The sequence below is a fragment of the Proteus hauseri genome (assembly GCF_040139125.1).
In the GTDB taxonomy this organism is placed as follows: domain Bacteria; phylum Pseudomonadota; class Gammaproteobacteria; order Enterobacterales; family Enterobacteriaceae; genus Proteus; species Proteus hauseri_B.
Genome location: NZ_JBEEUB010000013.1, coordinates 1 through 24427 on the forward strand (window position 1 = coordinate 1; position 24427 = coordinate 24427).

Here is a 24427-nt window from a genome sequence, read left to right on the forward strand (position 1 = left end):
CCACAGAATGATGTCACGCTGAAAATGCCGGCCTTTGAATGGGTTCATGTGCAGCTCCATCAGCAAAAGGGGATGATAAGTTTATCACCACCGACTATTTGCAACAGTGCCCTTTATTTAATGAGATGGTCACTCCCTCCTTCCCGGTACTATGCTGAGGACAGGCTTTCATTCGGAGAACTATCATGGAAAACATTGCGCTCATTGGTATCGATCTGGGTAAAAACTCTTTCCATATTCATTGCCAGGATCGTCGCGGGAAGGCTGTTTACCGTAAAAAATTTACCCGGCCAAAGTTGATCGAATTTTTGGCGACATGCCCCGCTACAACCATCGCAATGGAAGCCTGTGGCGGTTCTCACTTTATGGCACGCAAGTTGGAAGAGTTGGGGCATTCCCCAAAGCTGATATCACCACAATTTGTCCGCCCGTTCGTTAAAAGCAATAAAAACGACTTTGTCGACGCCGAAGCTATTTGTGAAGCTGCATCGCGTCCGTCTATGCGTTTTGTGCAGCCCAGAACGGAATCTCAGCAGGCAATGCGGGCTCTGCATCGTGTCCGTGAATCCCTGGTTCAGGATAAGGTAAAAACAACCAATCAAATGCATGCTTTTCTGCTGGAATTTGGCATTAGCGTTCCCCGAGGAGCTGCCGTTATTAGCCGACTGAGTACCATTCTTGAGGATAATAGTTTGCCTCTTTACCTCAGCCAGTTATTGCTGAAATTACAACAGCATTATCACTATCTTGTTGAGCAGATTAAAGATTTGGAATCCCAGTTGAAACGAAAGTTGGACGAAGATGAGGTTGGACAGCGCTTGCTGAGCATTCCCTGCGTCGGAACACTGACAGCGAGTACTATTTCAACTGAGATTGGCGACGGGAAGCAGTACGCCAGCAGCCGTGACTTTGCGGCGGCAACAGGGCTTGTACCTCGGCAGTACAGCACGGGAGGTAGGACGACATTGCTGGGAATTAGTAAGCGAGGTAATAAAAAGATCCGAACTTTGTTGGTTCAATGTGCCAGGGTATTCATACAAAAACTGGAACACCAGTCTGGCAAATTGGCCGATTGGGTCAGGGATTTACTGTGCCGGAAAAGCAACTTTGTCGTCACTTGTGCTCTGGCAAACAAGCTGGCCAGAATAGCCTGGGCCCTAACGGCACGACAGCAAACTTATGTAGCATAACGGCAGAAATACACCGGTTTAAAGAATTACTGATCTGGTTTTGCGAATACTGATATTGATGATACTAACGGCCCACCGGCCTGTTGAGGAACCTGTAAAACGGAAAGGCTCATTGAAGCCGTATATTTTCTGGAGGTTCATCAGGCGCGGAACTCATCAAGGCGCGGGAATAAAATCCCATTCAGACGCCGGATAGATTCAAGCAAGCCAACTTGTCGTCAAAATCGGTGTTGCAAAAACGGGAGTGACCATAGATTCCGTTTTCTGAGGCGACCCCCAGTATTCCGGCTTTCACGGCATCGTTATCCCCGGTACGTTGCGTGACTCTATCTTTGTGCTGGAAGGGCTTCTGGAGCAGCAGACGGGGCTGAATCCGGTGGAGATTATGACGGACACTGGAGGGTCCAGCGACATTATCTTTGGCCTGTTCTGGCTGCTGGGCTACCAGTTTTCGCCCCGCCTGGCAGATGCCGGTGAGGCGGTATTTTGGCGTGCAGATAAAAATGCGAACTACGGGGTACTGGATGAGCTGGCGCGGGGATGCGTTGAACTGTCAAAGATAGAAACCCAATGGGATGAAATGATGAGGGTTTCCGGTTCTCTGAAGCTGGGTACAGTCCACGCCTCAGAACTTGTGGGCTCGCTTTTAAAAAGTTCCCGTCCGTCAGGGCTGGCGCAGGCGATTATGGAGGTGGGACGGGTCAACAAGACGCTGTACCTCCTCAACTACATTGATGATGAAGAATATCGTCGCAGGATACTGACTCAGCTTAACCGGGGAGAAGGCCGTCACGCCGTGGCAAGGGCGATCTGTTACGGCCAACGTGGTGAGATTAGAAAACGTTACCGTGAGGGGCAGGAGGATCAACTGGGTGCGCTGGGGCTTGTCACTAACGCAGTTGTATTGTGGAACACGCTTTATATGCAGGAAGCGCTATCACATTTGCGCAGCGCTGGTGAGATCCCGGAAGACGAGCATATCTCACGCCTGTCGCCACTGATGTACGGTCATATCAACATGCTGGGACATTATACGTTCACGCTGCCGGAAAATATTCTGAAGGGAGAGTTGAGGCCATTAAATTTCAATTCAAACAATGAATTATTGCCTTAACGTGGTTTTTTACACGATTGAACCTCGAACCCCGAATATTACGGCAAAAACGCCCAACTTCAGTACTTCGAAGATGTCTTGTTAGACTCTGACTTAATCCAACTATTGCATGAAGAAGGGGTTAACATTGCAGTCGATATGTTTGATGAAATATACAACGATTCAGAAACGCTAAGTGGGCTAGGTGGAGAACGAATAGCCAAGGATAAGTTTGAAAAACTACGCTCTGGAGACAAGGTATATATGACGCGGACTGAAATTGAGTCCCTAGTTCGCAATGGCACGCTTTCTATTGTCAAGCTACCTACAGGCGGATACTGCACTAATTCGTCTTGCAGTAGAGTGTGTGGTATTGGCGAGTTCTCCGCTGAAATTAAACCATGCGAACATCAGATAATCACAGACAAGGAGGCCAAAAGAACTCAACGTCAAAATAAGCGGCTAATAAATACATTTCGAGATTTGAATAATGGCGACCCTATGATGAAAAGTATACTTATCGGAGTTAAGCAAAAGATAAAAATAAATGAGTCATTGATTATCAACCATGGAATTAAAGTCACAGCCTTTGAGGATAATATCAAAGGCATAATCGCAACCAGTAGAGGTTAATATGAGAAAATCAGGAAAAGCATTAGCGAGATTGCGAGCAGCTTTAGAACGCCTAATTTCGGGCAAGCCACAAAATGTTTCACCTTCAGGTAAATTAACCCTTAATAAAATAAATAACGAAGCTGGACTTGGTAACAGTTACATACACAAATTTAAAGATTTTATTGAAAATGAAGCAAACCCAGCCATTGAGTCGTTTAACGCTAATTACGATCCCGTCAAAGCGAAACTATTACAAAACAAGCAGAATCTAACTGAGAAAGAAAAGCATAAAGCCAGAATGAAGAAAGAAGTCAAACTTAAAGAGCAATACCGCCAAGAGCGAGATGATCTAAAAACTATAAACAAAGAATTAGAAACACAAATTAGTTCTTTGATGTTCAGGCTGTATGAATTACAAGAACAACTTAATGTACAAAATGTTGTGAAGATCTCTCAATAACTATTGCCTTAATGTCGGTGGACAATAAGATCGTGACTCTGACACCAATGTCTGAAACTTTTACATTAAAGATTAAAACTTTTCGGGGTTCATTTGGCTGGTTCTTTTGTGTTTGGACTGCCATTTTATAAAACACGTTTCTGGACAATTTCGAGTTAAAGCATTAACTCTAACTCGTCTGCTTCGGATAAAAATATCTATGGGTTAACGCCGCCAGCAGGGGCAGACAAACCAGAGCGAAGCGGCGGTTTGGCTGTCCCACTGACTGGCTTTGTTAGCTGCTTGCTGCAACTTTTGAGGGACTAAATTTCTGACTTACTTCGCCTGAAAACATCATTGCCAACAAAATACCTTCTAACATGAGAGCGATATCGCTGAACATAGCCTCCCAGCCGTTCATCACTACTGGGCCAATTGCTGGGTAGAATGGAATAAATGCTACGGTAATAACTACGTATAGAGTTCTCGCCCAAGACTTGAATTTCCATAACCCAATGGTAGATATTGGTAATAACAACAAAACTGCCAGCATAGCCAACAGAAAGAATATTGCCTCGCCGTTAGATATATCCTCACCTTCCGTCTGGGCCAAATAATCTTGCAAAATAGTTGGTAAGGTGTCCGACAGACTGATGCCAGCGACAACCCCAACGATGGCGAAGATTAACCCAGCAATTAATACAAATCTAAATAGTGAAGTGGACGACATTTTTACTCCTTAAGTGTGGTTTTTTGTACAGCTAACGCCTGGCACAGCGGATCGCAAACCTGGCGCGGCTTTTGGTACAAAAGGCGTGACAGGTTTGCGAATCCGTTGCTGCCACTTGTTAACCCTTTTGCCAGATTTGGTAACTATAATTTATGTTAGAGGCGAAGTCTTGGGTAAAAACTGGCCTAAAATTGCTGGGGATTTCAGGAAAGTAAACATCACCTTCCGGCTCGATGTCTATTGTAGATATATGTAGTGTATCTACTTGATCGATCAGGCTTTTGTATATCTCCCCACCACCTGAAACAATGACATGATCCGTTATTTTCTTTAGGTTGGTTAAAGCATCTTTAATTGATGGAAAGATCAATACGTTCTCATTGTCAGATGTAAAACTTGAACGTGTTACGACCGCATACTTTCGGTTGGGTAATGCTCCCATTGATTCAAAAGTCTTGCGTCCAACCAACAGCCATTGGTTATAGGTAATAGCTTTAAACAGGAGCTGTTCACCTTTGGCACTCCATGGAATATCAGGGCCATTCCCGATAACTCCATTCTTCGATATAGCTACCATTAGTGATAGTTTCACAATTCTTCCTCAGAGGTTAACATTTTATTAGTGCGCATGCGCGTTTACCTCGTTGGACCAGTGAAAACGCGCACAGTTAACTATTTGTATGTAATGAACTTATCAGCATTTTGCTAAATTCACCATCTGGAAAAACGCGCATGCGCGTTTCCCAAACCTATTATCTAACCTAAGGTTTTTTGTAATTACCTGATTTTAATCATATTTATTTATTTTTAAATGTGAAAACGCGCACGAAGTTGGGACAAAATTCGTTATGATTGCAATATGACTGTATGCCCGTCCATCGTTTAGGCTTTTCAACGAAAGACAACATTTGAGTGAAATGAATGAAAATTTGTAGGCGAGAAAGTCTGCGTTTGACTTCGCCACAGACAACGACTCAACTCGTTTGGGGGCAAAAGTGTGTTTCAAACTTTGTTGGCACACTTATCTAAGATAGCCATGTTGATAAAGCATAAGTTTCGATCTTTATTGTCACAATCACCACTCGACGACTACGAACCAATCTGGCATGCGAGACTGAGAAGTTTTAGACATTAATGTTATGCCACACTTAATTGTTGAGAATTAATGAGCCCCATATTAAAAAATTCTCAACTTATTGCTTCATATCGGTGAGAATTACACAAATCAGGCTACAGGCTTTGTTCAGAAAGGTTTTTCATAACATTTTAGGGTGTAAAACGTGTAACGGTGAACAATGATGGTTGTGTCATTGCACGTTCCAAGGAAGTGAAGTTGCTTGGGATCAAAATGGGGGCTCTATACTTTGAGATTCAGTCACTGGTCAAAAAGCATGACATTCAGGTTTTTAGTAGTAATTACACTCTTTATGCTGACATCAGCAACCGCGTAATGGACACACTATCAGGTTTTGCCCCACGAGTAGAAACATATAGTATTGACGAACAATTCCTTGATATGACCGGTATGCTTAGAAATTTCCCGTTAGAAGATTACGGTCGCAAGATACAACAACGAATTTTGCAGATAGCTCATGTACCGGTCGGTGTTGGTTTTGCTCAAACTAAAACACTGGCTAAACTGGCAAACCATGCTGCTAAAACATGGACCAAAACAGGCGGTGTAGTCGATTTGAGTGCTACTTCACGTCAGAAAAGGCTCATGTCCCTTGTGCCTGTTAATGAAGTATGGGGTGTGGGTAGAAAAATAAGTAACCGGCTAAATGCTATGGGAATAGTTACAGCGCTTGATTTGGCTAGGGCTGAAACAACCATGATCCGTAAAACATTCGGTGTGGTTGTAGAACGCACTGTGAGAGAGCTGAACGGTGAATCTTGCATCGAGCTTGAAGAAGTAGCAAAAACTAAAGAGCAAATCATTTGTTCACGTTCATTTGGAAAAAAAATTGAGCTCTATGAGCATATGCATCAGGCTATCTGCGAGTATTCAGAGAGAGCAGCAGAGAAACTTCGAGCTGAAAAACGAGTCTGTTCCTTTGTCTCTGTTTTTATCCAAACCAGCCATTACGCAAGCGGAACTCAATACTACAACCACCATTCTGAACGGTTAGAATATCCAAGTGCTGATACAAGAGACATAATCAATGCAGCAGTGCGTCTGTTAAAGACCATCTGGAAATCAGGGGTTAAATATCATAAAGCTGGCATCATGCTCACTGATTTTTCTGATCCATCAGTTACTCAACTTAATTTATTTTCTGATAGTAAACCTTACAAAGGAAGTGAACAATTGATGAAAACCTTGGACCATATAAATAATCGAGGTGTTAGCAAAATATGGTTCGCTGGAAAGGGAATTGACACAAGCTGGCGCATGAAGCGAGAAATGCTTTCACCGGCATACACTACGAGAATATCAGATCTTCCCGTAGTAAAGATTTAGAGGAAATGCTTTCAGTTCTCGATGTCTGATACAGAGTTATATATTATAGATCGTAAAGTTGATGTTGTATTTGAGCTTTATATTGATGAAGTCTGACATAAGTATCAAATTCCAGTTATATACCTGCCGATAATCCACCAGCGTATTCAGCAGGGTTCACCGCAATCCTGCATATTGCTTCAACCAGTATACCTAAATTGAGAATGTCTTTCGTTTAGAATTATATTCATATTTCTGAACATTATTAAGATAATGAAACAATCATTATCAATTTATGATTGTTGCGATATGTCATTGATATGATTATCTTTAACACTTTTACCCTCTGGAGTTGTGCTCCTTTATCTAATTGATAACAATGCACATAAATCGAAATGATGCCGTTTTCCTTATGTAACTAAGGAAAATAGAAAATCCTGTGTGATAGCCTTACGTCGAATAAAAATAATACCTAGTTACACAATGACAAGGCGAGGACTATGAATACTAACGCAGCAATTTCAACGAATAGCAGTCAACAAAATTCGAATATGAGCAAGGCACTTCTCAATGACCTACCCTACCCTACTCTGAAGAAAAATACTGAAGCGCACAATATCTCAACATTACGCAAAATGTCTGATGCCTTTGAGGAAAAGGTGTGTTCGCGTGGTGATATTTATCGCGTTAACGTTGAGTTACTGTACGTACAGGAAGGCTTCAATCTTCGGGAGATTGATACTGAACATGCTGGACGAATCAAGAATTCATATGTATCAGGTGTTTATGTTCCACCTATCGTTGTGAAAGTTATAACGGTTGATAATCTGCCACGCTTACAGATTATTGATGGACACCACAGATATTGCGCTCTACGCATGGCAATGGAAGAAGGATGTACGATTAAGGGCGTATACGTCACGGAGTTCTCAGGCAGTCAGCAACTTGAGATCGTCAATATGCTGACATCTTCAGAAGGAAAACCTTTAGCTCCGTTAGAAAAAGCTGATGGTTTCCATCGTTTACTTAGTATGGGATGGGATAAAAAGGAAGTTGCACGATATACGAATACAAGTGTTGTTACGATCAACAGATTATTACGCTTGTTCCGAGCAGATTACAGAATCACTGATCTTGTCAGGAAGAACCTGATTACTTCTGATTTAGCTATAGAAATACTGCTTGAGTGTGAAGAAACTAATCAAGAGGCATATGATGTGATCATTGCCGGATTGCAAAAGGCAACTGATAGCGGCAAAAATAAAGTTACGCGGAAATTTGTACCTTCAGCGAAGAAAGTACCTTTTTCAAAAAAAGAAATACATTCTGTGTTTTCACAATTAAGTGAAATCCGCACAACAATTCACGACAAAGTTGCTGATATTCAAGAAAATGATGAAACAGTAACGGTCGAAATGCCAGTAACAATTGTGACCCTGCTTAATGATGTACTTCAGAAATTTGCGAATGATGAATCAACCGCATCTAATGATGATGAGAACGAACCGCACGAAACCGAATCTAACACTGAAGCGATTCAGGCTTAACTATGGAATTACTTAACAAGGTCCAACTGATCGCAAGATTAGGTTCGTCCCCGAAAGATAATCTGAAGTATTCAGAACGTAACGGTGAGGCTATGACCTACTTCTCTGTTGCAATTAACCGGCATGACTCTAAAGGAAACCCGATTACAGATTGGTTTAACATTAGTGCATACGGAAAAATAGCAGAAATAGCAGCTAATTTTGGTCAGAAAGGACAACTTGTTTACATCGAAGCAAGGCTACAACCGACTAATAATTCCTGTTCTATAATAATGAATTACCAGACAGGTGTGTTTAGAGTATTACCTAATAGTAAAAATACAAATGCTGGAGAGCAGAATGGCTAAGGCAGACCAAATTTCAAATTGTAACGTTCAAAATCCTAATTATGTGATGGCTGAAATGAAACGAGATCAAACAGTTCTAAACTATGCCCTATTTAAAGCGCGTGAGAAGCTACACGAGCTCAAACACCTAATGAATACGTCACAGTGCAGTGAAAGTGAAATTATGCGCTATAACGGGGTTCTGGAGATGCTGGATAGCATATTTTCATCAGATGAAAAGGAACGTCAGAACTTATATCACTCTATGATCATGTCAGGTGTACAAATCATGTCCGGTAAGTTAAGAGGTGAGAACCGACAAGCCGTGTTAGAAGCAACGACACCAGATCAATTGGATGAGGTTTTAAAAGCTTCGGAAACTGAGGTGTGGACTGAGTTGCAACTACTATCTGAACAGCAGAACAACCTAAACTAAGAATAAAAATGAAACTTACAATATCCTTACCTTTCATTCTGATAGCTTCACTGATCGCAGTGCCAGCATTGGGTAATGGTTATTCTGCAATGGAAGGAATTGAAGGACAGCGATATTCTGATTTAGAGAAATACAAAGCCAACTGTCCAGCTTGTATGAGTGTTGTACAAAACATTAAAGATATCCGCTATCAGGTATGTGCGCAGTCAGTCACGGCAGATGATGTGATAGTTAGGGACCCTTTATATGGCTATCTGAATAGTTTGAAATTCATGTTGAATGATGATGCTTATAAACAGGTATTGACAATCATTGGTCATGAGAAGGATTGTTCTAATAGTATGAATTGGCTTGAAAAATCCAATTTAATAATAGAACCAATGGTCAACAGCAGACACTAATAGCATATTAAAGAAAAGGTAGATTAAGGATTGTAAATGAACGATAACACGACAGCTATCAATATAGCCCTTGAAAAAATAGTTCTTCTTAATAAAGAATATAAAGACTATTTAGGTAGCTGTGAACAAGAAGCCATTGACAACATCAAAAATAAAAACATATTTATGCCGTTTTACCATGTTATGCATTTATGTGTAACTAAATTAATGAACGATGAAAATTGGCGTCTGATTCAAAAAGATGTAACCGCTAGGTTGTATCTTTCAGTAACAGAATTTATAGAAAAAAATGGGTTAGATAATTATGGCAATATAGACTGGATAAAACTATTTAGGAATAACTATGACCATAGGGGTATCCCGCCATCATCAGTACCTACTATACTCCCATGGAAATATACAAAGTCTGTTTATGAAATGGACAGAGATCTTGCTAGTGAATTAATGAATTCACCATTGCCAGAATACATACCGACTGAGTATTTTAAACGAATACCAGAATGGTCTGTGTTTTTAACTGGATTTAAATATATAGTTAAAGCAAGTGGTGATTTATGTGGTTGCACTATAATTGGATTTTGGGTCAGCTTAACTGATCTTGATGGAATTGATGCAGTTGCATTCACATTTTTATTTTCAAACAAGAACACCTCCAGCTTCAATATTTCTTTAAACCACAATAATATTATTGACTCATTTAATGATGCTGCAAAACTCACAGACCATCGAATTAAAAGCGAGCTAAGAGATATATATGTTGAGTTGTTTAAGTTGGCTATACCTATAACAACCTATTTTATTAAAGATTTTGTAGATATACCGAACAGCACAAATCCAACAGTCTCTGATAAAAACATCAAAAAAACCAAAGGGAAAGAGCGGTTATTTGAGGCTAAAAAAATAAAAAGAACCATTATCGGTGCCAATGTAGGTGATAGTATTCGAGCATTCAATGAAAACCTGAGAAGTACCCATGTACTAGGGACTATGCGCCCACACATTAGGCGAGCTCACTGGCATGGGTATTGGGTAGGTACTGGTGAAGGAAAGAATTTCCTCCTGAAATGGTTACCAGCTACATTCATAAACCCAGAAAATAGCATGTAACCGATGTAAAGTTTTTGGTATCAAAATTCTATATTTTATCTTCAGTCTCATCCTCAAAAAAAAACGCCACAATGTGGCGTTATAACCCTAGTGTTGGTACTTATTATAATCATATAAAGTATGGCAAAACTAATTATACACATAAACACGTATGTGTATATGTGTTAATGTGTCTTTGTGTGGGGTTAATCACATAAACACGTATGTGTGAATGTGTATTTACACATATAAAATGTTTTAGGTTTTATAGCCAATTAGCCTAATATCTAAATGAAAAATTGAATCACAGGTACAATAATAAAGGGCAAAAACACTGCCAGTAAGAGTAGAGGACCGGATCATGTTTGTTTTTAATGAAGAAACGTTCCAACGAAACCCGAGCAATCCATGTCCAGATAATGAATTCAATAGTGACGTGATTGATTTTATAAAGGAAATAAAAAGGTTTTATCCTGAGTTAGAACATTGGAGCAATACAGGTGTACTGTTTGCTTGGGAAGCATATCTGCAAGATATATACGCGGTCGGTTGGACTGAATTGGTACGCAAGAGAGAGAACGGCTTTCTCGCATACTGCTACATATCGCAGTTACGACCAAGCCTTGATTTTGGTGGAACAGGGACATACAACACTGAAGTTTGGGATCTTGGAGAGCAAGAGCCGTGGAAAAAACAACCATTGCCAAAACTACCAGATTGGCTCGAATAATTGAGAGAGAGACACTTTTGTTTTGAATGTTACATGGTGAAATTGAGATAAAAGTGCAATTAAAAGGGATGAAATATCATCCCTATAAAATCACTACCTATTCATTTTCCTTCAGCCACTGATGAACATAATCAGATATTACATCTTTCATTGTGGTGTTTCGTTTGACACATGCAGCTTTGAATCGAATTTGAGTATCTTCGTCAAGATCCACATTTATGCGTTTGGTTTTTGTGCTTTTTTCAAGAATTTTATCTAAATCTCTGTTTTCACCGAACTTCATCTTCGGTGGATTTGCAGACTCGTTTACTTTTTTAAGTGCCATAAAGGATCTCTTTTAATATCAAAACACGTATGTGTGTATGTGTTTTTGTGTTTATGTGTAATTACACATACGCATTTATGTGTAAACACACATTATGATTCAAAAATCTTCAAAATTTCTTTGGTTAGTATTTCAATCTCACCTTTTGCATTTCCATCATTAGTTTCAAAAATACTCTTACCTTCTAGAATAGATTTGATATAGCTTTGCCGTTGAGAAATGGCTGTTTTAAAAGAAGGCAATCCAGTATCTTTGAGATTGTCTTTTAAAACTTGCAACATCGACGTTTGGTCAATTTTACGAGTGATCAGAAATCTAGCTTCTACTTTGCGGCTGTACGCTTGAGCTTCAAGGACCGATGTAACACTACCGGCTGCGGAAAAGTCAAGTGGACTTGGCGTAACTGGAATTATAACTAAATCACTGACCATAACCGCTGCTGACGTAATGACAGAGAGCGAACCAGCACCATCTACAATGACAAAATCATAATCATTTAGATCCTTACGGATGCTATAAACATCTTTCTCACTGGCGGCGGTGAAAACATCGTAATCACAGCTCCCTTCTTTAGACCAGTTTGAAAGGCTCATTTGAGGATCTGTATCTACAACCGCAATCAAATGACCTGCTTTCTTCATTGCAGTGGCAACGTTTATGACTGTTGTTGTTTTTCCAGACCCGCCTTTCGGATTTAAAAAAGAAATAACCTTCACCGGAAACCCTCATATGTGTGTTTGTGATTTTTTCATTATCTAAGTAAGCCAAAAAATAATCAATGTGTATTTGTGTTTATGTGTGTATGCGCTAATACACATAAACACATAACTGATTTCACTGATGACAGAAATTACGATACATATACACGCATACACTTATGTGTATATGTGTATATGTGTATATGTGTATATTCTGATTGGATTTGATTGAAACTATGTAATCAATGGAATGAGTGCAAAGAGGAAATACAACAACCAACAAAGGGGTTATGATCCATCAGTTGAAGTCAGAACGAGGAGTGATACACCATTCACCATTCTCATAAAACAAAATACCAGTATCATCCCAACTATAAGCACCCAAAATTTCAGGGTCATTACCGCCAAATAACTTTAGCTCTGAGCTTTTTAAGACATCATCAATGCTGTTTAAATTCTCGTTTTCTGATTGTCGAATAAAAGTTTCCAGTTCATTTAAAGCGGAAGCTAAAGCAGATAAAGAATCGGCTTCATTAACAGCATTTATCAAAATAGTAAGATTCATTTGATTGTCCATATAGTTTAAAAATATTCTTAATTCATGGTGTTGATCAATGGAGTGGACGAATAGCAACAGCTTCATTGCTGTTACAGCAACGGCTGGTGGTTCCCTTATTTGTCGGACCCATTGATCTACCGTTATTCTTGAAACACCCAATTGTCTTGCAAATTCAGAGGTTGTGAAACCAAGTTTATCTCTAGTGTATTGTATTAAGTTAGTCATTATCGACGTCATTTGTAGTGAATTTAATATTATGGCAATGAACAGGGTTGTATAGCTTTTAGTCTAGATTGCATTCATTGAATGCATTTGTCAATCAATATTGCATTCAATGAATGCAATTCACAATCAACAATGTTGATACATTTAAATGAAGATGCTATTGTTGAAACTCGGAGTTAGGTCAAATGAGGTGATAAATGGCTCAGGTTACAGTAAAAAAATGGGGCAATAGCCCGTCAGTGCGACTTCCTGTTGCAATCATGCAGAAAGCAGCACTTCGTGTTGATGATACGGTTGAGATAGCCGTAGAAGAAGGTCGCATCATCATTACACCGGTTAAAGCGATAGAATACTCATTGGATAACTTGTTAGCCGGTATCACACAGGAAAATATTCATGAGAAAGCAGACTTCGGAGCTCGTGCAGGTGAGGAATTAATATAATGGTATCTCGATACGTGCCTGATTCTGGCGATTTGATCTGGATAGACTTTGATCCAGTTGAAGGACATGAGCAGGGCGGTCATCGTCCTGCTGTTGTCCTCAGTCCATTTGCATATAATAATAAAGTTGGACTCTTACTTTGCGTTCCATGTACAACTAAAGGCAAAGGCTATCCATTTGAATGCGAGCTCTCGAACGAAAGAGACAGCTACGCATTAGCTGATCAGGTTACTTGTGTTGACTGGAGAGCTCGTAAGGTTACTAAAAAGGGTAAAGTGGAGGCATCAGAACTGGCAGAGATTAAAGCTAAAGCAAAGGCGTTAATAGGATAGATATGTATGGAAAACGAAACACTACACACAGCAACAAGTAATCAAACTCCTTTAGATAATGCTATATCATCATTAAGTTCTATTTTAGATGTTATTTTCTCTGTAAATGATTATGTTTTGCTTTTAATTATTTTAATAATGATTTTCGCTAAATCGAAATCAAGACTATTCAAATTGGCATTTGGTTATTCTGGTATATCAGTTGTATTTTTACTCTCTAGCTATTTTATCAGGGATGATTTACTGTTTGATATTAATAATACACCTCGATTCGGATTATTGATGATCAATATAGGCATGATTACAACAGCATTATATCTAATATACTGGCTTATCTATCTATTCAACGAAAGTGGTATGATTGATAGCAAAAAGAGTGAACCATAGCTAACCGAAAAAAGGGTGCTTGTATCACCAACCCATCGTAATCTGTAAAAGAGAAAATGTGGGGGTTTCCCCCCACAAGAGCAACATTACTTATCACAAGATAGCGTTGCTTGAACCACTGTGCCTCCGCTTGTAAAATTGAGTGAACATAAGCGATCACGCATTAACAATGAGAAGCACAGAACTGTGATGCACACAGCAATCAGCCCTATCAGGGCAAATTTGCTCATTTCTCTTGACTCCTTGAGTAAAAGGAGACAGAATCAAATTGCGAAGTTTGTAGACTGCCTCGAATTAAGGGTTATTCCTGATTCGGGGCTTTCGTCTTTTTGGCTCTTAGCAATGCTCGAACCAAAATGATTCAAGCACCCAAGACGATATTAGCAGATTATTATTAAGAGACATACTGTTAATTGAAAATTATAATACTATATTTTAATTATGTTTTTTACTTTCTTAATAAAGAATTTATCCAAAAAAATGGTTATTACTATCAATATAGCAAACAAACCACTCTATAATTAACAACAGTTGCTAAGGAAAAATATTTTATTGAATTACCACATTATCTAAAAAAACAGCCAAATGTAGATATTCAATTTCATCGAGGTTAGTAAGACTTAATTTTGAATTTAATAACTCCATTTTAATTTCATTTGAAAGATGGTCTAACAGAATCCTATCAACATCAGATAGTCTACCTATTTTTTCCGTTGCCTGAAGATTTAAAAACACAAATCCTGTATCTGTGATTTTAGATATTATCTCGTAATCTTTCCTTGATATTTTAATCTTTTCAGGTTTAATTTTCGGTTTTGTTTTTATTCCTTTCCTTTCATTATCAAGGCGTTTCAGCCAATCCCTTTTATAAATCCCCCCATTTTGGATAACTCTGACTCGCCACTCTACTGACTCAAAATCTGAAATTCGATTAAAATCATTTTTATCTATATTTTTCAATTGGATAAATCTGTCCCCAATTATAAACCGAAAGATTTTTTTAATCATGTATATCTCTCTCTGAATTGCAAATATATTCCTGAGTTAAACTAAAAAACACAAATACATTAAATTTAGTAACTTATGATGAACTTGTAGAAATTTAAAGAACGAATATCAAAGCAAAAATCAGAATTAACAACAAAATTGAAGCAACTGAGTAAGCAATGATTTTACTTGTTGGTCCATTTCGGTTATAGGTAATAAAAAAGATATTTGCACCAGCTAGAATATATAATACAACAAAGAAAAATCCATTTAATCGAATTGAACCTTCAAATAGAAACATACCAAATAAAACAAAAATCATTATTGAAAATGCAAGACTGATTACCATTTCTAGTTTTTTCAAAGTCATCACAACCTCTTTAATTAATTGTAGAGTTTACAAGAATATCACTTCATCGACTGATTATATCTATCAATAGCCGCATCGTAATAATCCTTATCTACTTCAATACTGTAACTTTCATCACCTAGCACGTAGAGAATTTTGTAATCTCGCTCGATGGTTCGGTAAATCTTTAACTGGCTATATCGCTTTCCATCTTTCACGGCTTTCTTATTAAAATCGGATTTGAATATGTAAACTAATAACATGACGAATGCTAGACAGATCCAAAATGTCATAACCAAACCAAAGCCCAAGTCATTTACCGCTGACATTATCCCTCTCCTAAACATTTAGGTAATTAGTAATGTAAAAATCATTATTTGTTTTATGAACTTACAACGTAATTTCATTATACAACAATTTAAAGATTGCAAGCCTTTTAATGCGTACAAATACCGATATTTTAGCTATTCGATGATAAAGACCTGTGCTACCCTTTACTCGGTTAAATATGTATTTAATGTAGTAACTTAAAATCCTTACTGATTTCTGGCGGGTATTGCTGATTGACGCACCAGAATCAACCATTATTTTGAGACAAATTTTCTACACCAAGAGGGTACAGATGGGAGAGTTAATATTACGTGACGGTGTAACAAGTATTGTTGATGTCAATAACATGACGAAAAACACCCACAATCCAGCGACCAGTTATTTGTTACGGCTGCGTTCCAAGCAGAGTCAAAAGACAATGCGCTCCTGCCTTGTATCGGTGGTCAAATTATTTCGGTCTACCGACCCGTTCACCTTTGATTGGTCCATGATGGATCGGGATTCTGTCCAGTTGGTACTCCAAAAATTGCTACTGGAGAAAAAGACCCCAAATAGTATCAACTTGGTTCTGAGTGCCATTAAAGGCGTTGCTGAAGAAGCCAGAGCATCACGGATCATCGACAGTGATACCTATCAGGATATTCGCACCGTCAGGCGCATCCGTGGTAATCGCATTGGCAGAGGTAGATCACTGAGTAGTAGCGAAATAATTGCGATTTATCAGTATCTTGACAGCCTAAATTCCGCTGTTTCGATACGTGATGCTGCGATTGTTTCGTTAATGCTCGGGTGTGGTTTACGGCGTGCAGAAGTTACTTTATTAGATATTGATGATATCAATTTTGATAATAATGCCGTAAAAATCATGGGAAAGGGTAATAAAGAAAGAACAAATTTCATGCCAAATGATACTGTACGGCGTACTCGCATGTGGATAGAAACCGTCAGAGGGGATCATGCCGGTGCAATTTTCACCCGTATACGTAAAAATGATGATGTAACATGCGATAGAATAACCACAGATGGTTTACGATATATTATTGAAAAATTAGTAAAAGATTCAAATTCTGAGTCATTTACACCCCATGACTGCCGCCGAACATATGGAACAAAACTGTTAGAGCTTGGTGAGGACCTGTTAACTGTCAGGGAGGCTATGGGGCACAGTAGCGTAGCAACCACACAGCGGTATGACAAACGAGGTGTAACACGCTTAGAAGCTGCTGCAAGGAATCTTATATACTAATGATAGGATGGAAAAATGAGATCTGAAACGCACATTACCGAAACAGAAGCAAAAAAAATTGTTAATAACCAGATACCTAGCGATAAGTGGGTGTTACGTTCAATTGATGAACGTGACTATGGGACAGACTTCATGATTGAAATATTTGAAAACAGTAATCCAACGGGTGATTGTTTTTTTGTACAATCTAAAGGAACTGTCAGTTCATTTGATGAAACTGTAAAACTAAGTTTTCCTGTTAAAACAATAAAATACGCATTATTATTTAACGTTCCTTTTTTTATATTTTACACATCCATACCATCAAATGAAACTAAATACATATGGTTACAAAAGTATGTGGAAATACACCTTAATAATAAAAATCAAAAATGGCAGCAACAAGAATCAGTGACAATCACATTCCCTGAAGAAAATGATCTATCCTCGAATATTGAAAAAGTAAATGAACTATTAACGAATCACCGCGCAACGTCACAAAGTTTAGCATTTCTAAAAGTATATGAAGAACTAGTGTTTCACGCTAGAAATGTTTTATCTGGTGAATTTGGAGTGGGTCATACTTGTGTTATTTACTGTTATAAATTAGTAAAATTAAATTGGTTAATTAATTATCTAGCATCTAATACTTGTGTGGATATCGAAAGAATGAGTATTTTCAATATGAAAGATGCATTTGAAGAAATTGCAAATACAAATATTATTGACAATGAAAACAGGAACGTAATTACTGAACAATTAAAATTATTGAGCGAATTGAAACAAATTATTATATCAACAGAATCAAGAGAAGAACTAGGCTGTGAAAATTACGGTTTATTCCCATTTTAATTACATCAAGTGAAATAAACATGCGAAATCTAACGGTATGGACATTATCTGAAATAACAAAACTATTCGGAACCATTAATGAGCCGTTTTTCATCGAAAAGATATGCAGATTTACCGGACGTAGTGTAAATGATGTCCTCTCAAAATTATTGAACATGGGGTTGTGTGAAATAAACTATAAGGATAATAAGATATCTACGGCTAGGAATACTAATTTAAATCACCTCATTCCTCATTCATCATTTATTCCTAAATTATTAGAACTTGGTTGGATATATGAGTTATCAAACAGGGAGGAATCTCTTAAAGCCCCCAAGTGGTGGGTAAGTAATGATCAATTCCCTATGAGCAACACTAACGATTTGAATCGTAATGAAACAGTATGGGTTAATGAAGAAATTCATACAGTTATCTCCATGATACAAAACAAGATGAACCTAAGCTCAATCGCAGATAAAATACATAGAAATCAATCATCTATTACCGCAATGTTAATAGATCTTGGTATTTTAGAATGCATTGATAAACAAGCAATCTTTTTGTCTGAAGTTAATGAATTGAAACTTTCAAAGTATACATTTAATAATGCGCTTGTTCTTATTAATCATGGATGGGTTGTTACCAACAATAATTTATCTGCGCCTAATTGGTGGCTTGAAAATAACAAAGATAATGAGAATGTTCATAATAGCCACTACGATGAAAGGAAAGAAATAACCGGTAGTGACAGCAGACAATTGTATATGTTTGTTAAAACTGAATTAGAGGGTATCCTAAACACTATTCATGAAAATAAGAGCATCGACGAATTGTCAGATGTCACGTATTTGGGGTATACACTGTCAGATTTAACAACCTACATTGGTATTACTTCAGTTAGGGCAGGGCAGCTCACAAGGAACAATAAAATCCACATGAGTTATTTTATGGATAAACCTTATAATATAAAGAAAATGTTGATTAACTTTGGTTGGAAAGTTTCAGAGGATTCATTAGCAGCTCCTGAATGGTGGTCTAATGAAGAATAAATACACTACATTCATTTGGATCATTTTTTTAACCGTCATTTGTGTATATCCAGCATATATGTTAATTCGAAAAAGAAATATAATTGATATTTCAGTATTAATATTAACTGCTTTAATTGCATTAGTAGGTGATTTTGTTGAATCAATTCCGTTAATTGAATTATCTAAGGTATTCGCATCATTCTTTCTTCTTACAATTTATGTATATTGCTATCGTATCTATTTTGAACACTCTAAAAATCATATTGATTCAATCAGCTTTAAAACAGTTAATAATAAGATAGGACATCTTGTTTTTTCCAGTGACACTATATGTTATTTTTTGCCTTTAAAAATAAGTAGCCACTTTAATATGTTATGGTTTTATGGATATTTGAGAGCCATAACCATGCACCACCAAAATAGAAAGTGATACTTTTATGACTGTTTACTAAGAAAAAAGATACTACATAACGGGTACATTGCCTTTTTGATTTCTGAAGGCTGAAGGTCATGAACTTCATAAGTACCCTTATTATTGCACTTATCCTACGAATTCTTTACCTCGTATATCGTAAACGTAAGCCTAGTTTTTATACTGTCAGTTTGGTAATAATTTCACTTATTGTATGGTCCGTTAAATCCTACCTATTGGACTATTACATTATCCCTACATCCTCTATGGCACCGACATTGAAAGCTGGTGATCTCATTTTTGCAAAGCCGGTTGATGCGCAAAAAGAGCAATTGATGCGTGGGGATATCGTGATTTTCCGAGCTCCTGCATTCCCTTCATTCATTTATGTAAAACGCATTATCGGATTGGCTGGCGATACTGTCACTTATACCGATGATAAGTCGGTCCAGATCAACGGAAGGATGATCGGGCAGCTAAACCTTCATAATGACCATACGAGTACCTATCAGGCGCTTCAGGAACGTAATGCGCAACAATATGAGTACGTCATTGATAACCGTAAACCATTCGTTAAGCCAATTTATACACAATGGGTAATCCCTGATGGATATGTTTTTGTTCTTGGCGATAACAGGGATCACTCATGGGATTCTCGGTTTTTTGAAAATGCGGTTGGAACTCCACGGCATTTGCGAGGGCTTGTTAAAAAGGAACTTTTGATAAGCCGGTATTTAGCCACGGCTTTTACACTTGAGTTTATGAAAAGAGATTTTGATATAGGGGAGAATAGCTTAAAAGTAATTTCTGAAGCTCAAACGGCAGAGGGGAATGATGGGGATAAATAGAAGCTGTATCGCATTAGTTTGCTTTTTCTTGTCCTCTTGTGGTTCTACCACAGGGGCGATCACTACACACGAGCATCTTGTGACGCAAGCCGCACAAGATAAGCATGTCAGTTCTGGTGGCTTCGACAGAGTAGCTGATACCTATGTACTGGCAAGAGAGATTACTGGTCTTGAATCCAACGAAATAAAGCAACTCTATGAGGTGAAGGGGAGTGGCAACACATTAATAAAAATTGATATGGCATCTATACCATGCTCGATATTGCTTAAAAAGAACACAAGTCAAAGTAGTGAGATTTGGCTTATAACTGATATGGGTTGCAATGAATATTTATAAAATCTCAGTAATCAGCTCCCTTTTATTTTCTTCTATGTCATACAGCAAACCTGTTTTTATAGGAGATTCACTTACCTATGAGATAGCTAAAGGGTACAGCACAATCCAAGCTGTTGATGCTCGATACAAAGTAGGTAGCGGATTATCCACAAAGAAGATCCTTGATTGGCAGAGATACGCAGAGCAATTCAGTTTTGAAAAATACGATACCGTTTATGTGATTCTCGGTACTAACGACCATGTTCAAATATCAGAAAAAGAAAAGTACACCTCTAAAGTTCGGCATTTTATCCAAACCATAAAAGCCAGAAACCAAAATGTGATCTGGTTACTTCCTCCAACCCTTAAAGACCCCGCCAAAAACAGACTATTAGATAACACTCGGCAAGCCATAATGACGGCTTCGCAGATAGAGGGGATCACCACCGTAGATACACGAACGGTTCTTGGTGAAACATACAAGGATGTCATAGATGGGACAACAGTTCGCACAAAGGATGGAATACATATCACTCCGAACGGAGCCTTACTTACTGTGACACAGCTACTATTTTAGTAAATTGGAATGTTGTAATGAGAAGAAAGCGTAGATTTAAGAAACGAAATCCCTATGTAACTAATATGAATATTGCTTTTATATTCTATATGACCACTCTGGTATTTCTTAGATTTGATTCTATTGCGAGAGTTTTAACTTTAGTAATACCTTTATTTGCTGTTTATATATTGTCACCTAGCAGCAAAATATTGCGGTTACACAAGAAAAAGAAACCTGAATGGGCTTCAGTGGGAATCAAAAGAAATGCCCCTCTATTAAACCCTCAAGTTGCATTAGTGATAATTGCTGTTACCACAATAACTGTATTTTTTCTTCGTTATGACCATGTGATAACAACGAAAATCATACAACTGATATGGGGAGATATAAAAACAGCATATGCTGATATTTTCGGGAAAAGCAGTGCGAATAAATTATTCTCTCTGAGGAATATCCCAGTTTGTACATATTATACATTCCATATATTACGCTCATGCGTTGCATTCCTGCTCGTGGCTTATTCAGCAAGTGTCTATTTTCGTTATAAACAACAAACTATGTTTAAAAAGGTACTTTTTAATGCTACCTATCATGAAGATGCATTGCAATTTATCCGCGAACTATCATGGCGAGAATTTGAGGAATTTATAAGAGAGTTATTCAACAGCCTTGGGTACAGAGCTACTGTCACTAATTATGGTCCAGATGGTGGAAAGGATATCATTATGGAACGTGATGGAATCAAAGTTTTCGCGCAATGCAAACACTGGAAATCTGACAATGTAGGTGTTGCTATCGCCCGTGAAATGGTTGGTGTACTAGAAGCAGAACCCGAATTTAAGCATGTATTTCTAGTCACATCAGGTAAGTTTTCTAACGATGCAGTTCTATACAGTCACAGAACATCCGACCGTCTGACACTCATGGATGGAAAAATGATAGCCGATAAATTATTGCTGTTAAGAAAGTAATCCGCTTTTAGAACCATTGCGCCCTATTCGTAGGGCGTAATTCTATAACATATAGCAGATACACGTAACACAGATTATTGAGGCTCAAAATGACGGATGTTTCTTCCAATACTAAAAAAAATGAAAGTAAAAAAGGACTTGGTTTTCTTCTGAATAAAAAATCCATGATTGCAGTTGCAGTTTCAGCAGGTGCAATAGCAGCATTTGTTTTACTCAAACCAGCAACAGACACGACAGAAATTGATGTTAATTATTATAGTGACGTTGAAACCTCTATTCCTGTTTTTAACAATCCCAAAGAGGCAGAACCAGAATCGAACAGTGCCGAGAACGTGGCTAAAACCGATTCTCCAGCATCAGAGGTTAAATTCGACTCTGTTACAGGTGATGTTGCTAAGACGCTCTCAGAAGCAGTACAGGAGCATTCTGACGTAACAGAAATACAGAATCCATCAGATAGCGAACAAAGCATTAATGACATGCTTGAGCATGTTAGCGAAGCAGCTACTTCAGTAGTGGAACACACTCAGGCATTAAGTACAAACTTTACAGGTCAACCACCTGCACCGGCAGCTCAGGAGCTCAGTGATGTGTATTACAGCAATCAGGCTCCAACACAGCAACAAGACTTTAAAAACGTATTTGATGCAGCATTGGAAGAAAGAAACAAACGCCTTGAAAATGACCAAAACCTCGACTATGTAGGGAAGCAATTAACGATCCCATACGCGCCAAATTCACAAACTAAAGTCTATCTCTACCGTAATTTTGCAGTGAAAATTTTCCTACCTGCACAATCCGAAGCCGTTAAAGAGCTCAATTACTTCATCAATGGCTCAGACCATGACGATCATTTCGACATCAAATTATTACCAAATAACATTTTGCTCTTATCGAAAAAGCCAAGTTCTGAAGTGTGGGGCGGCACAGACTTATTCATCACTCATGGTAAACAAAATTATACATTTATATTACTTAGTGCGAAAAACCCTGATGAAAGAACTGATTCTATTCATTATGAAAAAGTAAGCGCAAACACAACCAATAAGTGATCGTTAACTCTCCCAAACTACCTTACAGCCCCTTTTTGGGGCTTTTTTGGATTCAAAATGGAAAAATACACGAGTCTGAGAACAATAGCTGACGATATTCAGATGTACCCATATTCATATCTATTATGCCGACAATTATTAAAAAAGGGATACATCGAGGGCGAGGCTGTGATTGGTATCTATAAGCAAGAACTGGTCCACACTCCGGAGACAGATTTAGCTTACACAAACAGCATTTTGCAATACTCATGGATCGAGACAAAGGCTCATACCGTCATAGACCCTTTAATTGATTTTCGCGACGGAAACCGAGAAATTAACCTAATCGAGAGAGACAAAACAGCAAATTACCATGCAGGCGTAAATCCCTTGAAAATTACGAAGGAATTACTTCCAGAACATCGTTGCTCTGATGAAGTGTTTACACTAATGAGAGGGGCTGAATCAGAGGCTATGAGGCGAATTTTAGGTTTAGAACAAAACCCCAATGGGATCACAATGACTGAAGCGGCTTACTTAGCAAATTATCACACGTGTGATTACCTAGGATATGATAGGATTATTTTGAATTTTTTTATTAAACACAAATTAACTTCAATCCTAATAAACGAATAGATATGACCATATTCACGAGCGAAATATAAACCATATAAGAGTTAATCATGCCAGATTTAGAATATTACTTACTTACCCCTGCTTCACATAAAGGCATCGAAAACGAACATGCAAATTCAGGTAGAATGTTAGACAGATACTTGAACACAAATGGTCGTTGGAGTGCTTTTCCACCCAAGAAAAATATTAACTTACTATATTGGAACTCAAGAGAGGAAATATCAAAAGCCGCAGAAATAGCAATTAATTCGGGGCGAGATGTAGATATTTGCAAAATATCAACAAGTAGAAAAGTAAACCAAGACAGAATGATTAATTATAACGAAAATTACTTACCCTGCCTAACTGGATATATACAATAACTACTCGTGAGATTACATGCAGATATGTGTAATATATCTGCATGTAATTATTTACTTTGTAAATTTAAAATCCACATTCTTATCTTTAACTTTTATAAGCAGATTCTTTTCATGCTGTATAAACTCACCTAGGAGGGTGTAAAATTCTTCTGGATTTTTCCTGACTGCTTCTTTTAATAATTCATAAGCCTCTTGATCCTTTGGCGTGTAATTAGTAAGTAGTTGGTCTAAATATTCAGTTTTATTATTTGCAACTCTTACTCCGTATACTCTATAAATAATGTATCCAGCCAGAATTGACAAAGGAAAAGACAAAAACAAACTTATCTCAAACTTAATAGATAAAACTAGCAGAAATATAAAAAATACTGCAATAGCCGGTCTAAATGTTAAATTAGCCAATTCACGATTAACTTGCACCTCATCTTGTTCAAAACACCGTAGAATTTGAATAAGGTTTGATTTCTTTGCTTTTGACATAATACTCTCCTTTATTAGTATTAATTCGCTATGGTTTATTATCATCAAATAGTTGGA

The 24427-nt window shown here is 37.8% G+C and carries 33 protein-coding genes and 1 pseudogene; 24 read left to right on the plus strand and 10 right to left on the minus strand.

Annotated features, from left to right (window positions below; genetic code table 11):
* Positions 1-185: 185 nt before the first annotated feature.
* The 4 genes and pseudogenes from ABN099_RS17350 (at position 186) to ABN099_RS17365 (ending at position 3358) form a co-directional block, all read left to right on the plus strand.
* Complete coding sequence (locus tag ABN099_RS17350; RefSeq protein ID WP_000427623.1) at positions 186-1190, plus strand: IS110-like element IS4321 family transposase; 1005 nt, start codon at positions 186-188, stop codon at positions 1188-1190.
* Between the two features lie 277 nt (positions 1191-1467).
* Positions 1468-2304 (plus strand): annotated as a pseudogene (locus ABN099_RS17355) (Tn3 family transposase); the annotation flags it as partial.
* A gap of 78 nt (positions 2305-2382) precedes the next feature.
* On the plus strand, positions 2383-2916 hold the full coding sequence (locus ABN099_RS17360) for a hypothetical protein (RefSeq protein WP_245220353.1): 534 nt from the start codon (positions 2383-2385) through the stop codon (positions 2914-2916).
* 1 nt (position 2917) lies between these two features.
* Positions 2918-3358, plus strand: a complete 441-nt coding sequence (locus ABN099_RS17365) for a hypothetical protein (protein ID WP_011264070.1) — start codon at positions 2918-2920, stop codon at positions 3356-3358.
* Positions 3359-3632: 274 nt separating this feature from the next.
* Here the strand turns inward: ABN099_RS17365 and ABN099_RS17370 are convergent, their stop codons facing one another.
* Together ABN099_RS17370 and dfrA1 are read right to left on the minus strand one after the other, a co-directional pair.
* On the minus strand, positions 3633-4067 hold the full coding sequence (locus tag ABN099_RS17370; RefSeq protein WP_135017174.1) for a hypothetical protein: 435 nt from the start codon (positions 4065-4067) through the stop codon (positions 3633-3635).
* Positions 4068-4185: 118 nt separating this feature from the next.
* Positions 4186-4659, minus strand: a complete 474-nt coding sequence (dfrA1, locus tag ABN099_RS17375; RefSeq protein ID WP_000777554.1) for a trimethoprim-resistant dihydrofolate reductase DfrA1 — start codon at positions 4657-4659, stop codon at positions 4186-4188.
* A 696-nt stretch (positions 4660-5355) separates the two neighbouring features.
* Between dfrA1 and umuC the strand changes: the two genes are divergently transcribed.
* The 7 genes from umuC to ABN099_RS17410 all read left to right on the plus strand — a co-directional run bounded on the left by umuC (position 5356) and on the right by ABN099_RS17410 (position 11033).
* A complete protein-coding gene (gene umuC, locus ABN099_RS17380) occupies positions 5356-6528 on the plus strand; it encodes a translesion error-prone DNA polymerase V subunit UmuC (protein ID WP_135017197.1) in 1173 nt (390 codons plus the stop codon).
* A 479-nt stretch (positions 6529-7007) separates the two neighbouring features.
* Positions 7008-8054, plus strand: a complete 1047-nt coding sequence (locus ABN099_RS17385) for a ParB/RepB/Spo0J family partition protein (RefSeq protein WP_135017198.1) — start codon at positions 7008-7010, stop codon at positions 8052-8054.
* A 2-nt stretch (positions 8055-8056) separates the two neighbouring features.
* Positions 8057-8401, plus strand: a complete 345-nt coding sequence (locus ABN099_RS17390) for a single-stranded DNA-binding protein (RefSeq protein ID WP_023159966.1) — start codon at positions 8057-8059, stop codon at positions 8399-8401.
* Positions 8394-8816, plus strand: coding sequence for a hypothetical protein (locus tag ABN099_RS17395; RefSeq protein ID WP_048607658.1), 423 nt, complete (start codon positions 8394-8396; stop codon positions 8814-8816). The genes ABN099_RS17390 and ABN099_RS17395 overlap by 8 nt, the downstream gene beginning before the upstream one ends.
* 8 nt (positions 8817-8824) lie before the next feature.
* A complete protein-coding gene (locus ABN099_RS17400) occupies positions 8825-9217 on the plus strand; it encodes a hypothetical protein (RefSeq protein ID WP_048607656.1) in 393 nt (130 codons plus the stop codon).
* A 36-nt stretch (positions 9218-9253) separates the two neighbouring features.
* Positions 9254-10324 carry an AcrVA2 family anti-CRISPR protein gene (locus tag ABN099_RS17405; RefSeq protein ID WP_135017199.1) on the plus strand — a complete coding sequence of 357 codons (1071 nt, stop codon included), beginning with the start codon at positions 9254-9256 and terminating at the stop codon, positions 10322-10324.
* A gap of 340 nt (positions 10325-10664) precedes the next feature.
* Positions 10665-11033, plus strand: a complete 369-nt coding sequence (locus ABN099_RS17410; protein WP_135017200.1) for a hypothetical protein — start codon at positions 10665-10667, stop codon at positions 11031-11033.
* Positions 11034-11130: 97 nt separating this feature from the next.
* Here ABN099_RS17410 and ABN099_RS17415 read toward each other — a convergent pair whose 3' ends face one another.
* The 3 genes from ABN099_RS17415 to ABN099_RS17425 all read right to left on the minus strand — a co-directional run bounded on the left by ABN099_RS17415 (position 11131) and on the right by ABN099_RS17425 (position 12840).
* Positions 11131-11358: a plasmid partition protein ParG gene (locus tag ABN099_RS17415; protein WP_135017201.1), complete on the minus strand. Its 228-nt coding sequence runs from the start codon at positions 11356-11358 to the stop codon at positions 11131-11133.
* 92 nt (positions 11359-11450) lie between these two features.
* Positions 11451-12074, minus strand: coding sequence for an AAA family ATPase (locus tag ABN099_RS17420; protein WP_135017202.1), 624 nt, complete (start codon positions 12072-12074; stop codon positions 11451-11453).
* 280 nt (positions 12075-12354) lie between these two features.
* Positions 12355-12840, minus strand: a complete 486-nt coding sequence (locus tag ABN099_RS17425; protein WP_135017203.1) for a helix-turn-helix domain-containing protein — start codon at positions 12838-12840, stop codon at positions 12355-12357.
* Between the two features lie 197 nt (positions 12841-13037).
* Here ABN099_RS17425 and ABN099_RS17430 point away from each other — a divergent pair, with 197 nt between their 5' ends.
* Genes ABN099_RS17430 through ABN099_RS17440 form a run of 3 tightly spaced genes read left to right on the plus strand, consistent with a single transcriptional unit; the run spans position 13038 to position 14002 of the window.
* Entirely contained in the window at positions 13038-13283 is a 246-nt protein-coding gene (locus tag ABN099_RS17430) for an AbrB/MazE/SpoVT family DNA-binding domain-containing protein (protein WP_135017204.1), read from the plus strand.
* A complete protein-coding gene (gene mazF, locus ABN099_RS17435; RefSeq protein ID WP_023159957.1) occupies positions 13283-13615 on the plus strand; it encodes an endoribonuclease MazF in 333 nt (110 codons plus the stop codon). The genes ABN099_RS17430 and mazF overlap by 1 nt, the downstream gene beginning before the upstream one ends.
* 6 nt (positions 13616-13621) lie before the next feature.
* A complete protein-coding gene (locus ABN099_RS17440; RefSeq protein ID WP_135017205.1) occupies positions 13622-14002 on the plus strand; it encodes a hypothetical protein in 381 nt (126 codons plus the stop codon).
* A gap of 86 nt (positions 14003-14088) precedes the next feature.
* On the opposite strand, the gene ABN099_RS17445 is transcribed toward ABN099_RS17440, so the two are convergent.
* The 4 genes from ABN099_RS17445 to ABN099_RS17460 all read right to left on the minus strand — a co-directional run bounded on the left by ABN099_RS17445 (position 14089) and on the right by ABN099_RS17460 (position 15667).
* On the minus strand, positions 14089-14232 hold the full coding sequence (locus tag ABN099_RS17445; protein WP_071547955.1) for a Hok/Gef family protein: 144 nt from the start codon (positions 14230-14232) through the stop codon (positions 14089-14091).
* Positions 14233-14551: 319 nt separating this feature from the next.
* The gene (locus ABN099_RS17450; RefSeq protein ID WP_135017206.1) at positions 14552-15010 is read right to left on the minus strand and encodes a hypothetical protein; all 459 of its coding nucleotides are present in this window, start codon (positions 15008-15010) and stop codon (positions 14552-14554) included.
* A gap of 94 nt (positions 15011-15104) precedes the next feature.
* Positions 15105-15359, minus strand: a complete 255-nt coding sequence (locus tag ABN099_RS17455; protein WP_135017207.1) for a hypothetical protein — start codon at positions 15357-15359, stop codon at positions 15105-15107.
* 38 nt (positions 15360-15397) lie between these two features.
* Complete coding sequence (locus ABN099_RS17460; RefSeq protein ID WP_135017208.1) at positions 15398-15667, minus strand: hypothetical protein; 270 nt, start codon at positions 15665-15667, stop codon at positions 15398-15400.
* 227 nt (positions 15668-15894) lie between these two features.
* Between ABN099_RS17460 and ABN099_RS17465 the strand changes: the two genes are divergently transcribed.
* The 10 genes from ABN099_RS17465 to ABN099_RS17510 all read left to right on the plus strand — a co-directional run bounded on the left by ABN099_RS17465 (position 15895) and on the right by ABN099_RS17510 (position 23890).
* Complete coding sequence (locus tag ABN099_RS17465; RefSeq protein ID WP_135017209.1) at positions 15895-16914, plus strand: tyrosine-type recombinase/integrase; 1020 nt, start codon at positions 15895-15897, stop codon at positions 16912-16914.
* 15 nt (positions 16915-16929) lie between these two features.
* Positions 16930-17745, plus strand: a complete 816-nt coding sequence (locus tag ABN099_RS17470) for a DUF4365 domain-containing protein (protein ID WP_135017210.1) — start codon at positions 16930-16932, stop codon at positions 17743-17745.
* 20 nt (positions 17746-17765) lie between these two features.
* Positions 17766-18773 (plus strand): hypothetical protein, encoded by a 1008-nt coding sequence (locus tag ABN099_RS17475; protein WP_135017211.1) that lies wholly within the window; start codon positions 17766-17768, stop codon positions 18771-18773.
* Positions 18774-19265: 492 nt separating this feature from the next.
* On the plus strand, positions 19266-20015 hold the full coding sequence (lepB, locus tag ABN099_RS17480) for a signal peptidase I (protein ID WP_135017212.1): 750 nt from the start codon (positions 19266-19268) through the stop codon (positions 20013-20015).
* A gap of 79 nt (positions 20016-20094) precedes the next feature.
* Complete coding sequence (locus ABN099_RS17485; RefSeq protein ID WP_159242425.1) at positions 20095-20352, plus strand: hypothetical protein; 258 nt, start codon at positions 20095-20097, stop codon at positions 20350-20352.
* The gene (locus ABN099_RS17490) at positions 20339-20908 is read left to right on the plus strand and encodes a GDSL-type esterase/lipase family protein (protein WP_072070780.1); all 570 of its coding nucleotides are present in this window, start codon (positions 20339-20341) and stop codon (positions 20906-20908) included. The genes ABN099_RS17485 and ABN099_RS17490 overlap by 14 nt, the downstream gene beginning before the upstream one ends.
* Positions 20909-20925: 17 nt before the next feature.
* The gene (locus ABN099_RS17495; RefSeq protein WP_135017214.1) at positions 20926-21861 is read left to right on the plus strand and encodes a restriction endonuclease; all 936 of its coding nucleotides are present in this window, start codon (positions 20926-20928) and stop codon (positions 21859-21861) included.
* 89 nt (positions 21862-21950) lie between these two features.
* Positions 21951-22913 (plus strand): hypothetical protein, encoded by a 963-nt coding sequence (locus tag ABN099_RS17500; protein ID WP_135017215.1) that lies wholly within the window; start codon positions 21951-21953, stop codon positions 22911-22913.
* A 57-nt stretch (positions 22914-22970) separates the two neighbouring features.
* Positions 22971-23528 carry a hypothetical protein gene (locus ABN099_RS17505; protein WP_135017216.1) on the plus strand — a complete coding sequence of 186 codons (558 nt, stop codon included), beginning with the start codon at positions 22971-22973 and terminating at the stop codon, positions 23526-23528.
* 47 nt (positions 23529-23575) lie between these two features.
* Positions 23576-23890 carry a hypothetical protein gene (locus ABN099_RS17510; protein WP_099660715.1) on the plus strand — a complete coding sequence of 105 codons (315 nt, stop codon included), beginning with the start codon at positions 23576-23578 and terminating at the stop codon, positions 23888-23890.
* A gap of 51 nt (positions 23891-23941) precedes the next feature.
* Here the strand turns inward: ABN099_RS17510 and ABN099_RS17515 are convergent, their stop codons facing one another.
* Positions 23942-24370 (minus strand): hypothetical protein, encoded by a 429-nt coding sequence (locus tag ABN099_RS17515; protein WP_135017217.1) that lies wholly within the window; start codon positions 24368-24370, stop codon positions 23942-23944.
* Positions 24371-24427 lie beyond the last annotated feature (57 nt).